The organism is Pseudazoarcus sp. NS20, from assembly GCF_059703745.1.
Map to the genome: position 1 here is coordinate 349,978 of NZ_BAAKIY010000001.1, position 12,961 is coordinate 362,938.

General features: G+C 63.6%; 11 protein-coding genes. 3 read left to right on the top strand and 8 right to left on the bottom strand.

Annotation, left to right across the window (positions count from 1 at the left end; translation table 11 throughout):
* The first annotated feature begins 83 nt into the window (after positions 1-83).
* The 3 genes from AC6H0W_RS01735 to AC6H0W_RS01745 all read left to right on the top strand — a co-directional run bounded on the left by AC6H0W_RS01735 (position 84) and on the right by AC6H0W_RS01745 (position 2,840).
* Complete coding sequence (locus AC6H0W_RS01735) at positions 84-932, top strand: DNA ligase (protein WP_497575385.1); 849 nt, start codon at positions 84-86, stop codon at positions 930-932.
* A 176-nt stretch (positions 933-1,108) separates the two neighbouring features.
* Positions 1,109-1,864: an SEL1-like repeat protein gene (locus tag AC6H0W_RS01740; RefSeq protein WP_497575386.1), complete on the top strand. Its 756-nt coding sequence runs from the start codon at positions 1,109-1,111 to the stop codon at positions 1,862-1,864.
* A 292-nt stretch (positions 1,865-2,156) separates the two neighbouring features.
* On the top strand, positions 2,157-2,840 hold the full coding sequence (locus AC6H0W_RS01745; RefSeq protein ID WP_497575387.1) for a GntR family transcriptional regulator: 684 nt from the start codon (positions 2,157-2,159) through the stop codon (positions 2,838-2,840).
* Positions 2,841-2,896: 56 nt separating this feature from the next.
* On the opposite strand, the gene AC6H0W_RS01750 is transcribed toward AC6H0W_RS01745, so the two are convergent.
* The 8 genes from AC6H0W_RS01750 to urtA form a co-directional block, all read right to left on the bottom strand.
* A complete protein-coding gene (locus AC6H0W_RS01750) occupies positions 2,897-3,073 on the bottom strand; it encodes a hypothetical protein (RefSeq protein ID WP_497575388.1) in 177 nt (58 codons plus the stop codon).
* 11 nt (positions 3,074-3,084) lie between these two features.
* On the bottom strand, positions 3,085-4,719 hold the full coding sequence (locus tag AC6H0W_RS01755; RefSeq protein WP_497575389.1) for an L-lactate permease: 1,635 nt from the start codon (positions 4,717-4,719) through the stop codon (positions 3,085-3,087).
* 30 nt (positions 4,720-4,749) lie between these two features.
* Positions 4,750-6,348: a gamma-glutamyltransferase gene (gene ggt / locus AC6H0W_RS01760; protein ID WP_497575390.1), complete on the bottom strand. Its 1,599-nt coding sequence runs from the start codon at positions 6,346-6,348 to the stop codon at positions 4,750-4,752.
* 404 nt (positions 6,349-6,752) lie between these two features.
* Positions 6,753-7,445: an urea ABC transporter ATP-binding subunit UrtE gene (gene urtE / locus AC6H0W_RS01765; protein ID WP_497575391.1), complete on the bottom strand. Its 693-nt coding sequence runs from the start codon at positions 7,443-7,445 to the stop codon at positions 6,753-6,755.
* A gap of 165 nt (positions 7,446-7,610) precedes the next feature.
* Entirely contained in the window at positions 7,611-8,459 is an 849-nt protein-coding gene (gene urtD, locus AC6H0W_RS01770) for an urea ABC transporter ATP-binding protein UrtD (protein ID WP_497576179.1), read from the bottom strand.
* A gap of 2 nt (positions 8,460-8,461) precedes the next feature.
* A complete protein-coding gene (gene urtC / locus AC6H0W_RS01775) occupies positions 8,462-9,682 on the bottom strand; it encodes an urea ABC transporter permease subunit UrtC (protein ID WP_497575392.1) in 1,221 nt (406 codons plus the stop codon).
* Positions 9,683-9,837: 155 nt separating this feature from the next.
* Positions 9,838-11,454: an urea ABC transporter permease subunit UrtB gene (urtB, locus tag AC6H0W_RS01780; protein ID WP_497575393.1), complete on the bottom strand. Its 1,617-nt coding sequence runs from the start codon at positions 11,452-11,454 to the stop codon at positions 9,838-9,840.
* Positions 11,455-11,523: 69 nt separating this feature from the next.
* Positions 11,524-12,777: an urea ABC transporter substrate-binding protein gene (gene urtA, locus AC6H0W_RS01785; protein WP_497575394.1), complete on the bottom strand. Its 1,254-nt coding sequence runs from the start codon at positions 12,775-12,777 to the stop codon at positions 11,524-11,526.
* Positions 12,778-12,961: the final 184 nt, after the last annotated feature.

The following is a 12,961-nucleotide window of genomic DNA, read 5'->3' on the forward strand; positions in this document are numbered from 1 at the left end:
AAGTCTCTTGAAATCAATCATGCGGCATATACCAAATGGATTTAAGCTACAACCATTTGGCGCGCACCTCCCGGAGCCCCTGCATGTTCATTCGCCACGCGCTGCGCTTCGCCCTGCTTGCCTGGCTTGCCCTGCTGGTCGCCTGCGAATCGGCAGAGGCTGGCTTAAAGCCAATGCCCGCCGGCCGCTATCACGAGGGCATCGACCCCAGCCAGTACTGGGTCAGCGAAAAGTACGACGGCGTGCGTGCGCGCTGGAATGGCGAGACCCTCACCCTGCGCGGCGGCGGCACCATCGCCGCGCCCGCGTGGTTCACCGCCCCGCTGCCGCCCGGCAAGCTAGATGGCGAATTGTGGATGGGCCGCGGCACCTTCGACCGCCTCTCCGGCCTCGTGCGCCGCAACGCGCCCGACGACCCCGCCTGGCACGACGTGCGCTACATGGTGTTCGACTTGCCCGGCACGCCCGGCACCTTCACCACCCGCGTCGAGCGCATCCGCCACATCGTCGCCACCCGTAACGCCCCGTGGCTCAAAGCCGCCGCACAGCGCCGCGTCGCCAACCACGCCGAACTGCAGCAATGGTTCGACGAAGTCGTGAAGGGCGGGGGCGAAGGCCTGATGCTCCACCACGCCGACGCCTACTGGACCGCCAGCCGCAACACCGCCCTGCTCAAATACACGCCCTGGCTCGACGACGAAGCCCGCGTCGTCGCCCACCTCCCCGGCAAAGGCCGACTGCAAGGCATGACCGGCTCCCTGCTGGTCGAAGCCGCCGACGGCCGCCGCTTCCGCCTCGGCAGCGGCCTCACCGACGCCCAGCGCCGCGAGCCGCCAGCAGTGGGCACGCTGGTGACGTATCGGTACCGCGAGCTCACGCCCAAGGGGATGCCGCGGTTTCCGGTGTTTTTGCGGGTGAGGGAGTTGCCGTAAGCGCCTCACCGCCTGTAATCCGCCGCATGCTCATCTCAAGAACTGCCACTTCACCGCAACAATGTCACGTAAGCAGCACCAATGAGCCGCCAAGGGCTTGAGCCGAGCACGTAGCATGAAGTAATAATTTCCTCTTCGCCGCTTCACGAGAAGCGAATAGATCAAGGGCAAAGAACATGCGGATCTCGATACTTTCCTTGGCTGCACTCGTGTTGCTGAGCGCGCATCCAGTGATGGCGCAAGACAACAAGCCCGCACCCACCGGTAACCGCTGGCTGGACGAATGCAATGGCGGCATGGCCGCAAGCTGCACCAATTACGCCATCTCGCTCGGCCAGAAGAAAGACTATCAAGGGGCGTTGAAGTACTCCGAGAAGGCCTGCCAGATGGGCAGCAAAGCTGGCTGCACCAATGCTGAAAACTACGCGAGCTACCGGCAAGCCGTCGCATCGCAAGTGACATCCAAGTCCAGCGCAGCCGAGCTGCAGAGCGCGTGCAGCAAGGGCAATGGACACGCCTGCTCGATCCACGCCTACAACAAGGGCGTGGCAAAGAACTGGGGCGAAGCCATCACGTACGCCCAAAAGGGCTGCCAACTGGGCGACAAGACCGCCTGCACCAATCTCGAGAAGTTCAACCGCAACAAAGCGCTCGATGACGAACAGGCGCAGCGTCAGGCTCAAGCCCAGGCTCAGCAACAGCAGCAAGCACAACAACAAAAGCGCTCGACGGACTACACCATCCCCGAGAGCGCCTATTCCGACGCCGACGTCAGCGGAAGGCGCAGCAACCATCGCAACAGCACCGGCGGCTATGTCGGCTCGGGCAGCGGCGGTGGCAGCGCCTACAAGCCGCCCCAGCAGGTGTGCACCGAGCGCTATACGTCGGGTAGCGGCAGCAACTCCGGTCAGCGCATCGTCACTTGTCGTTGAGACACTCGGCCGCATCGGCAGGAGTTCTTAGACCCTCAAGGAAGCATGCAAAAGGTGAACTCATGCGCTCGCGGCCCGTACAAAATGCCAAGGCGCAGTTCAGCGAGTTTGTGGATGCCTGCCTGTCTGAAGGCCCGCAGATGGTCTGACTAGCGACGCCCTATGAGCGAGTTATCCTGTACTCCGCAGATCAAGCACGCATTGCGCACTCTCCCGCTTGACCGCCTTCCCGGTGCATCGTAGCGTTCGCCCATTCCACGATGACCCGCGCCGCGCACGAAGGAGAATTCTGTTGACCGAAGCCAACGCCAATGAGGGCGAATCACAGGCGCAGACGGCGCACAGGATCGTGGAAGAGATGATCGTGACGCTGCAGTTGCCGCCCGGCAGCCGCGTGTCGGAGCAGCAACTTTCGGCGCAGTTGGGCATCGGGCGCACGCCGGTGCGGGAGGCGCTGCAGCGCCTGGCTTATGAGCGCACAATTCGCATTCAGCCGCGCTCGGGCGTGGTGGTATCGGATGTGGATGTGTCGGCGCAGTTCAAGCTGATCGAGGTGCGCCGCGAGATCGAGCGCATTCTGGTGTCGCGCTCGGCACGCTTGGCCAGCCCGCATGTGCGGCGAAAGTTTCTGGAGCTGGCCGGGCGCTTTGATGTGGCGGCGCAAGAGAACGACGAGAAGGTCTTCATCGTTTCGGACAGCGCATTCAACCGCCTGCTGGCCGAGACGGCGGACAACGAATACGCCTCTGCCGCCATGGCGCCCATGCAGGCGCAGACGCGGCGGCTTTGGTATCTCTACTTTCAGCATTACGGCGACGTGAGCACGGTGGCGCGCTTGCATGCGGCCATTGCGCGGGCCGTGGCCTCGGGCAAGGAAGACAAGGCGCGCGAGGCCTCGGACGCGCTGATCGACTATGTCGAGGACTACACCTACAAAACGGTGGAAGCCCTGCGCCAGGCAAAAAAGCCCGCCTGACGGATCAGGCGGGCAAAGTCACGCGAAGGACACTGCAAGTGCTTCGGTGAGCGTGGTCAGTTGTCGCGGCGCAAGACCTTCATGATGGGTGTCACCAGCATGCCTGCGGTGAAGAGCACGAAGCCAGTCATCACCAGCGCCTCTCCGCCGTTCTGCAGCCCGATATAGATCATTGGCACGGCCAGCAAGGCCGCGGCACCCGCGATGATCAGCCAGATGGTTTCCTTGGTCATGTCGGTTCTCCTCAGGCGACGAACAGCACGACGATGCCGATGATCAGCGACACCATCACGAACAGCGGAATGGTCACTCGCAGCACCTCGCCCTCACGGCCGAGAATGCCAGCGGTGGTGGTGCCGAGCAGCACGTTGCCCGGGGCAATCATGTTGCCGGCGGCAGCGCCTGCCGTTTGCGCGCCCAGAATGGCGGCGCTCATCAGGCCGGTGGCCTCAGCGGTGGAGAGTTGGAACGTACCGAACAACAGGTTGGAGGCGAGGTTTGAGGTGGTCATGAACGAGCCCAGGCCGCCCACCAGCGGTGCCAGGAAGCCGTAGCCGGTGCCGGTGGCCGCAGCGACACCTTCCGCCAACACGCCCACAGCCCCCGAGCCGGCCATGATGTTGGACATTGCGATGAGCGCAATGACCGCAATCGTGGAGGGGATGGCCTTGTCGATGGTATTGCTGACGATCCGCCCTACGGCCCCATCCCCCATGCGGCCCATGCTGGCGAAAGCGGCATAGCCGATCAACGCGGCCAACAACAGGAACGTACCCGCGTGCGTGAAAGGCGCCATTGAAAGCGTGGTTGCCGCCCGCTCGAAGCCCATGCCGGTGACCGTGGCGGGGAAACTCACCCCGAAAGAGAAGGTGCCCAGCGCCGCTTTGACGGGGGCGATCAACAGTACGCCGAAGGTCACCACCAGCAGGGCATAGTAGGGAATGAACGCCTGGTTGAGCGTCATCTCACGCCCTTCTGCATGAGCCACACCCGGCGCTGCCGAAGCCACCGAGGCCGTAGAACCGACCCCGCGCCCTTCACGCACCGATTGCTCGAAGATGTGGCTATCTGCCGGTTTGGCCTCGCGGTAACGCGGCAACCGTGCGAGGGCAAACAGGGCGATGAAGGCGACGGTCGAGGCGATGAAGCCATTGAGCGTGTCGTTCCATTGCGACAGCGCCAGCGTGAGGCCACCTTGCAGGCCGGACATCACGATGATCACCGGCAGGCCGTTGCGGATGCCGCGCCAGCGGTCATACAGCCAGCACACCAGGAAACCGCCGAGCAGGTTCAGCACCCAGATGAAGATGGCGGCATACAGCGCCGTCTGCATGGCCAGGGTGGCGTCCATCTCGGTGACTTGCTTGAGGCCCAGCCATGCCACTGCCAACGTACCGAAGGTGTTGTTCCACGCGTGACCGATCAGCGGGATGATGACCGCGTACAGCGGGCGCACGCCGATGCCCACCAGCAACGGAGCACACACGGCAATCGGCACGCCGAAGCCCGTCACCCCCTGCAGGAAGGACGCAAACGCCCAACCGAAGGCCAGCACCTGAATCAACGGGTCCGGCATGATGCGTGTGATGCCGCGACGCAGCGGCTCGAAGGCTCCGCCTTCGTGCGTGACCTCGTAGATCAGGATCGACGCCCACACCACGTACAGCACGGTCACCGCACTCCACGTGCCCTTCACGCTCTCGTAACCGATCACATCCATCGGCGTATCAAAGAAGAAGATGGCCATGCCGACGGCCGCCAGCCACGACACCGGCCCGGCTTCCGCCGCACCCCACTTGCGGCCGAGCATGAGCAGCAGCAACAGCGCCAGCGGCAGGAAGGCGATGATCCAGTTGGTCAATGAAACGTTCATTTCCATGATGTTCTCCAGATAGGTGCGCCCGCCGGCTTACCAGCCGACAGCGATGCCTTCACCACGCGGGTCTGCGGCGCCGGACAACACGCCGTTGCGATGGTCGATCTCGATGGCTGCGGCGTGGCCCATGAAGTCGCTCCACTCTTCGGTGATCTCGACTTGATGGCCGCGCGCGCGTAGCGAGGCGAACACCTCTTCACCGAAGCGGTTTTCCACGCGCAGCGCGCGCGTCGCGTCGCCCCACGTACGGCCGTACAGCCAGCGCGGGTTGTCGACCGTGGTCTGCACGTCGTGGTTGAAGTCGACGTAGCGCGTGACGATGGCAGTGCTGGTCTGCGGCTGGCCTTCGCCGCCCATCGTTCCGTACACCAGCTGGGGCTTGCCCTCGCGAAAGAGCATGCCGGGCATCAGGGTATGGAAGCAGCGCTTGCCGGGCTCAAGGCTGTTCACGTGGTCGCCGTCGAGCGAGAAGAATGAGCCGCGGTTGGTAAGCAAAATGCCGGTGTCGCCCGCGACGAATCCCGAGCCGAACTCGTGGTACAGACTCTGGATGACCGATGCTGCGTTGCCGTCTTTGTCCACCACTACGGTGCAGGTTGTGTCTTGCCCCATCGGCTCGGGTTCATGATCGATGGTGTGCTCGAAGCTGATTTCGCGCGCCAGTTCGGCGGCATAAGGCTTGGACAGCAGGCGTTCGAGCGGAATGTCTGAGAAATCCGGGTCGGTCAGGTAGCGATCACGGTCACGGAATGCCAGCTTGGTAGCCTCCACCAACAAGTGGATGTAGGCCGCACGGTCGTTCTTCAGCGCCGCGACGTCGAAGTTTTCGAGAATGTTCAGGATCATCAGGTGCGCAAAGCCCTGACTGTTCGGCGGGTGCTGGTAGCAGGTGTAGCCACGGTAGGTGGTGGCAATGGGCTCGCTCCAGATGCTTTGGCAGTCGACCAGGTCGCTGGCCTTCCAGTCGCCGCCAGCGGCGGTAACGGCCCGCAGGATTTCCTCGGCCACCGGGCCCTCATAGAAACCGGCACGGCCATGCTTGCCGATGGCTTCCATGGTCTCAGCCATGCCGGGGAAGCGCATGATCTGGCCGATGTCGGGCACACGGTCGTCAGGCATGAAAGCACGCTTGGTGGCCTCGTAACGGCCCAGCACTTGCGCGGTGTCACGCGTGAAACGCACCTGCCCGGCCGACACCGGGTAGCCATCACGCGCATACGCAATCGCCTGGTCCAGACACTGCCGCAGCGGCAAACGGCCGAAGCGCTCGTGCGCCTTGCACCACGCATCCACGGTGGCCGGCACGGTGATTGCCGCGTGCGGTCCACGGCGCGGAATCTCGTTCAAGCCAAGGCTGCGATAACGCTCGCGCGTGGCACCGGATACTGCGCGCCCCGAGCCGTTGAGCGCGTGCTGCTTGTTCTCCTTGGCATCGTGAATCAGCCAGAACGAGTCCCCACCCATGCCGCTCATGTGCGGATAGACGATACCCAGCGTGGCATTCACAGCAATTGCCGCATCCACCGCGCTGCCGCCCTCCTGCAGCACGCGCAGGCCGGCAAGGGATGCAAAGTAATGCGGGGATGCCACCATTCCACCGGTTGCCATCGCGACCGGACGCGTCGTTTTCATCGTTTGTCTCCACTCCAGGTTGAAATACTCTAAGCCAATCTGACATATCAGATTGGCTATAGGCATGGCAGTTTAGGAGTGGAAACGGTGATGTCAATGCATCAGGAACGGAGCCGCACCGAAATTCCATGTTCGCGCAACGGACGATTCGGAGAGAGAAATGCGCCGGAAATCCGCTGCCAGAGCGGGTTTTACTTGGTTGATGAAATGCACCAAATTGAGGCGTAAATGCACCTATCAAATTTTTCTATTTGCGGCAGAACTTGGGGGAGGAAGCGTCTCGGCATAGGGTGGAGCAGCCAGCGGTAGGTATGACACCGAAGCGACGTGAAGCCGTAAACGAAAAACCGGGCTGATGAATCAGCCCGGCTGGGTGCGCATTGCAGGATATCTTCGAGCCGCCCCTACACCGCCAACTCCTCCCTCACCCCATCCGCATCCATATCCTCACCCGCCCCGCGCATGACGATTTCGCCGCGCTCCATGAGCAGGTAGTGGTCGGACAGGTCACGCGCGAAGTCGTAGTACTGCTCGACCAGCAGGATGGCCATTTCGCCGGATTCGGCGAGGGTACGGATGGCGTTGCCGATGTCCTTGATGATGGAGGGCTGGATGCCTTCGGTGGGCTCATCCAGGATGAGCAGCTTGGGGCCGAACGCCAGGGCGCGGCCGATGGCGAGTTGCTGTTGCTGGCCGCCGGAGAGGTCGCCGCCGCGGCGGTGCATCATCTGCTTGAGCACCGGGAACATGTCGAACACGCGCTGCGGGATCTTGGTGCTGCCGGGGCAGGTAGCGAGGCCCATGAGCAGGTTTTCTTCCACCGTGAGGCGGGGGAAGATTTCGCGGCCTTGCGGCACGTAGCCTATGCCGGCGGACACGCGCTTGTGCGACGGCGCCTTGGTGATGTCGGCGCCGTTGAGGCTGATGCTGCCTTGTGACGAGGGCACCAGGCCCATGAGCGTTTTGAGCAAGGTGGTTTTGCCCACGCCGTTGCGGCCCAACAAAGTGGTGACTTTACCCACTGGCACTTCAAACGACAGGCCGCGCAGGATGTGGCTGCCGCCGTAGTACTGGTGAAGGTTTTCGACTTTCAGCATTTCAGGGTTCCCGAGGAAAGCGCCGAGAGGTTTTCGATACCAGCGCTGCGACACGTTGCGTTGGTTGCGCGAATGGGCGCTGCGAGATTGCTTTGGCGCTGCGCTTCTCGCGATGAGGGGCGGAGGGGCGCCATCGCTGCAACCGAGGCGGGGCAGGCAAGCATGTCAGCGGCCCAGATAGACTTCGATCACGCGTTCATCCGCCTGCACTTGCGACAGCGGGCCTTCGGCCAGCACCGAGCCTTCGCACAGCACGGTGACTTTGCCGCCAAGGGCTTCGACGAAGCTCATGTCGTGCTCCACCACCACCAGCGAGTGCTGGCCCGCGAGGCTGACGAAGAGCTCGGCGGTGCGTTCGGTTTCGTCGTCGGTCATGCCGGCCACGGGCTCGTCGAGCAGCAGCAGCTTGGGCTCCTGCATGAGCAGCATGCCGATTTCCAGCCACTGTTTTTGCCCGTGCGACAGCAGGCCGGCCACGCGGTCGGCGGCGTCGTTAAGGCGGATGCGCTTGAGCGTGTCGGCGATGCGGTCGCGCTGCTCGTCACTCAGGCGGGCGAACAGCGCGCGGCGCACGCGCTTATCGGTTTTCATGGCGAGTTCGAGGTTTTCGAACACCGTGAGCTGCTCGAACACCGTGGGCTTCTGGAACTTGCGGCCGATGCCCATGTGGGCGATCTGCGGCTCGGTCATCTTGGTGAGGTCGATGGTCTGGCCGAAGTAGGCCTTGCCGGAGTCGGGCCGCGTCTTGCCGGTGATGACGTCCATCATGGTGGTCTTGCCGGCGCCGTTGGGGCCGATGATGCAGCGCAGCTCGCCGGCATCCACGGCCAGCGACAGCTTGTTGAGCGCGCGGAAGCCGTCGAACGACACGGTGATGTCTTCCAGATACAGGATGACGTTGTGCGACAGATCCAGCTCGCCCGGCTTGACCACGTGTCTGGACGGGGCGCCGCGGTGGCTCGGGGCTTCTGCGCCGGAATCGCTCTCGCGCACAAAGGTGTTGGTGGACGTCATGCTCATGCCCCTTTTGCTGCCACGTGGTTGCCCGAGGTGCCCTGCGGCCCTATTTGCTCGACTTCTTCCGGGTGCGCCTTGAGCGGCGAGCCGCTGGCGCCCGGCGCTGCCGGCGTGGGGGCCGGCTTTTCGCCACGCTTGAAGAGCTTGCGCACCAGCCCGACGATGCCCTGCGGCATGAACAGCGTGACGGCAATGAACAGGAAGCCCAGCACAAACGGCCAGTATTCCGGGAAGCTCACGGTGAACCAGGTCTTGGCGAAGTTCACCACGCCCGCGCCCACCACCGCACCGATCAGCGTACCGCGCCCACCCACGGCCACCCATACGGCGATCTCGATGGAGTTGGCCGGGCTCATTTCGCTCGGGTTGATGATGCCCACCTGCGGCACGTACAGCGCACCGGCCAGGCCACACAGCACTGCAGACAGCGTCCAGATGAAGAGCTTGTAGTGCAGCGGGTTGTAGCCGATGAACATCACGCGGCTTTCGGCGTCGCGAATTGCCGCCAGTACGCGGCCCAGGCGCGAGGTCACCAGATAGCGGCCGAGCAGCAGGCAGCCGATGAGCAGCAGCGCCGACAGCGCGAACAGCACCGTGCGCGTCTCCGGCGCGGTGATGGAATGACCCAGCACGGTGCGGAAATCGGTGAAGCCGTTGTTGCCACCAAAGCCGGTTTCGTTGCGGAAGTACAGCAGCATGGCGGCGTAGGTGAGCGCCTGCGTGATGATCGAGAAATACACGCCCTTGATGCGCGAGCGGAAAGCGAACCAGCCAAAGATGAAGGCCACCACGCCCGGCACGGCCATCACCAGAAACAGCGCCCACAAGAAGCTGTCGGTGCCGGCCCAGTACCACGGCAGCTCGTTCCAGCCCAGAAAGCTCATGAAGGCCGGCAGCTCGGCACCCTGCGCAGCGGCCGATTCGCGCATCAGATACATGCCGAAGGCGTAGCCGCCGAGTGCGAAGAACATGCCGTGGCCCAACGACAGAATGCCGGCGTAACCCCAGATCAAGTCCATCGCCACGGCCACCACCATGTAGCACAGGATCTTGCCGAACAGGCTCACCCAGAAGGCCGACAGATGCAGCGCGTGGTCAGCAGGCAGCGCCAGGTGGGCCACCGGCACCCACACGAAGGCGAGCAGTGCGAACACGGCCAAAGCAATACGCGCCGAGGCGGGCATTGAAGCAATCAATCTGAAACTCAGCGGGGTACGCATGAAGATTCCCTTTTCATTTCAAGCACGGTTCCGGCTCGTGAAGACGCCGTCGCGAGCGGCGTGAGGTCGGCGCGAGAAGCGCAGCCGTACATGGGTACGGCGAGCATCACAGGGGCGAGATCGCGCTGCGCAGTAGGCGTATTCATGGGCCGGCCTCAGTTGTCTACAAAGCGGCCCTTGAGGGCAAAGATGCCCTGCGGACGCTTCTGGATGAACATGATGATGAAGACCAGCACCAGAATCTTGGCGATGACCGCGCCGGTCCAGCCCTCCAGCACCTTCGAGAAAATGCCCAGGCCGAAGGCCGCCGACACCGCGCCGGCCAACTGCCCGACACCGCCCAGCACCACGACCATGAAGGAATCGACGATGTAGCCCTGCCCCATGGCCGGGCCGACGTTGGCGATCTGCGACAGCGCGAGGCCGCCCAGGCCAGCCACGCCGGCACCGATGGCGAAGGCCATCATGTCCACCCGCCCGGTGGGCACGCCCACGCAGCCAGCCATCGGGCGGTTTTGCGTGACGGCGCGCACGAACATGCCCAGGCGCGTCTTCTGCATCATGGCCCACAGCAACACCAGCACAAACACCGAGAAACCCAGGATCCAGATGCGGTTCCACGGCAGCGACAGGCCGGCGAACACTTCGACACTGCCGGCCATCCACGACGGGTTGGCGAGCTCGAGGTTTTGCGGGCCGAAGGTGACGCGTGCAAGCTGAATGAGCACCAGCGACAGGCCCCATGTGGCCAGCAGCGATTCGAGCGGGCGGCCGTACAGGAAGCGCAGTACGGTGCGCTCCATGACGATGCCCACGGCCGCAGCCACGAAGAAGGCCACCGGAATCGCCGCCAGCACGTAGTAATCGAAGTACTCCGGGAAGTGCATGCGGAACAGGTTCTGCACCACGAAGGTGGCGTAGGCGCCCACCATCAGCAGCTCGCCATGCGCCATGTTGATGACGCCCATCACGCCGAAAGTGATGGCCAGCCCCAATGCGGCCAACAGCAGGATGGAGCCCAGCGACAAGCCCGAAAACACCATGCCGACGTTTTGCGCGATGGCCACGCGGCGCTCGATGGATTTGATGGAGTCGGCTGCCGCGGCGCGCACGCTGGCGTCGGCCTCTTGCCAGTTGCCGGCGTCGTCCCGCGCCACAAGCGGTGCAAGCAGCGTCAGCACCGCACGCGATGTAGAGCTGCCCAGCGCCTCGGCTGCGGCACGGCGCTCGGCCGGGTCGGCCGAGGCCAGCTGCACGCGCGCCATGGCCTGAATGACCAGATCGCGCACGGCGTCGCTTTCTTCGTTCTCGATGACACGCCCGAACAGCGGCAACAAGGCCTCGGAGGCGTTATCCACTAGGGTGCGGGCGGCGGCGAGGCGTTCGGCCTCGCTGCCGGATTCAAGGGTGAGGCCCGCCTTGGCTGTCGCCACGGCGCGGCGCAGGCGGTTGTTCAGGCGCAGCATGCTCACGTCGTCGGCCGAGGCGTCGAGCACTTCGCCGCTGCCCACGTCGATCACGCTGGTGTCGCGCACGAACACTGCGCGCCCGTCGAGGCTGCCGAACGTGCCGTCCTCGATGGCGGTCACGACTTCGGCGCCGGCATCACCACCGATGGCCAGCGCTTCGATGGCAGTGGTGCGGGTCGCGAAATCGCTCGACCCGAGGCCTTCGAGCACTTCGGGCAACAAGTTGGCATAGGCTGGCGCGGTGACTAGCGCACACGCCAGCACGAGCCGCCGCAACAACGGGCTCAACAGCGTACGGAACATGATGTAGACCTCTGAAAAAACTAAAGCCGCCGGGGGCGGCGGCTTGCGCAACCCCCGGCGATGCGGCCCTTACAGACCTTGCTTGCTCTCGTTGCCCGGCAGGAACGGGCTCCACGGCTGAGCGCGGATGGGCTTGTCCGTCTGCCACACCACGTCGAACTGGCCGTCTTCACGCACTTCGCCGATCAGCACCGGCTTGTGCAAGTGGTGGTTGGTCTTGTCCATGGTGAGGGTGAAGCCCGACGGTGCCTTGAAGGTCTGGCCGCCCATGGCTGCAATGACCTTGTCGGTGTCGGTGGTGCCGGCTTTCTCGACGGCTTGCTTCCACATGTGGATGCCGACGTAGGTGGCTTCCATCGGGTCGTTGGTGACCACGGTGTCGGCGTTGGGCACGTTGTTCTTCTTGGCCCACTCGCGGTACTTGCTGATGAAGGCCTTGTTCTCGGCGTTCTCGACCGACATGAAGTAGTTCCAGGCGGCGAGGTGGCCGAGCAGCGGCTTGGTATCGACACCGCGCAGCTCTTCTTCACCCACCGAGAACGCCACCACCGGCACGTCCGTCGCCTTCAGGCCGGCGTTGCCCAGCTCACGGTAGAACGGCACGTTGGAGTCGCCGTTGATGGTCGAAATCACCGCCGTCTTGCCACCCGCCGAGAACTTCTTGATGTTGGCGATGATGGTCTGGTAATCGCTATGACCGAACGGGGTGTACTCCTCCATGATGTCCTCGTCCTTCACCCCTTTGCTCTTCAGGAAGGCACGCAGAATCTTGTTGGTGGTACGCGGATAGACATAGTCCGTACCCAGCAGCACGAAGCGCTTGGCGCCGCCGCCCTCGGCGCTCATCAGGTACTCGGTGGCCGGAATCGCCTGCTGGTTGGGCGCCGCACCCGTGTAGAACACGTTCTTCTCAAGCTCTTCACCCTCGTACTGCACCGGGTAGAACAGCAGGCTGTTGAGCTCCTTGAACACCGGCAGCACCGACTTGCGGCTCACCGACGTCCAGCAGCCGAACACCACCGAAACCTTGTCCTGCGTGATCAGCTGACGCGCACGCTCGGCAAACAGCGGCCAGTTGGAGGCCGGGTCCACCACCACCGGCTCGAGCTTCTTGCCCAGCACGCCACCACTGGCGTTGATCTCTTCGATGGTCATCAGCGCCACGTTACGCAGCGCGGTCTCGGAGATCGCCATCGTGCCCGACAGCGAATGCAGGATGCCGACCTTGATGGTGTCGGCGGCGGACGCAGCCATCGGCAGGCCAATGGCCGCGATGGAAGCTGACAGTACGAGTGACTTGATGAAGGTACGGCGGTTTTGCATGACGGGCTCCGAGAGGGTAAGTGCGGAAATCGCGTGTTGCAGTGCGATGCCAGAGTAGGCCCGGGCCGATGCAGCAGGAATACGCAACATGGCGTAGGTGGGGTGCACGAGGGTTGGGTGATCGGCCAACCACCTCAAGAATCCAGAGCGCCCTGTCGGTGGACAGAGAGCCCCGTCACTTGGA

Excerpts from the sequence above, each read along its gene's own strand:
- urtC (WP_497575392.1), bottom strand. The coding sequence starts at position 9,682 with ATGCGTACCCCGCTGAGTTTCAGATTGATTGCTTCAATGCCCGCCTCG.
- urtA (WP_497575394.1), bottom strand. The coding sequence starts at position 12,777 with ATGCAAAACCGCCGTACCTTCATCAAGTCACTCGTACTGTCAGCTTCC.
- urtD (WP_497576179.1), bottom strand. The coding sequence starts at position 8,459 with ATGACGTCCACCAACACCTTTGTGCGCGAGAGCGATTCCGGCGCAGAA.
- ggt (WP_497575390.1), bottom strand. The coding sequence starts at position 6,348 with ATGAAAACGACGCGTCCGGTCGCGATGGCAACCGGTGGAATGGTGGCA.
- AC6H0W_RS01750 (WP_497575388.1), bottom strand. The coding sequence starts at position 3,073 with ATGACCAAGGAAACCATCTGGCTGATCATCGCGGGTGCCGCGGCCTTG.
- AC6H0W_RS01735 (WP_497575385.1), top strand. The coding sequence starts at position 84 with ATGTTCATTCGCCACGCGCTGCGCTTCGCCCTGCTTGCCTGGCTTGCC.
- AC6H0W_RS01740 (WP_497575386.1), top strand. The coding sequence starts at position 1,109 with ATGCGGATCTCGATACTTTCCTTGGCTGCACTCGTGTTGCTGAGCGCG.
- AC6H0W_RS01755 (WP_497575389.1), bottom strand. The coding sequence starts at position 4,719 with ATGGAAATGAACGTTTCATTGACCAACTGGATCATCGCCTTCCTGCCG.
- urtB (WP_497575393.1), bottom strand. The coding sequence starts at position 11,454 with ATGTTCCGTACGCTGTTGAGCCCGTTGTTGCGGCGGCTCGTGCTGGCG.
- urtE (WP_497575391.1), bottom strand. The coding sequence starts at position 7,445 with ATGCTGAAAGTCGAAAACCTTCACCAGTACTACGGCGGCAGCCACATC.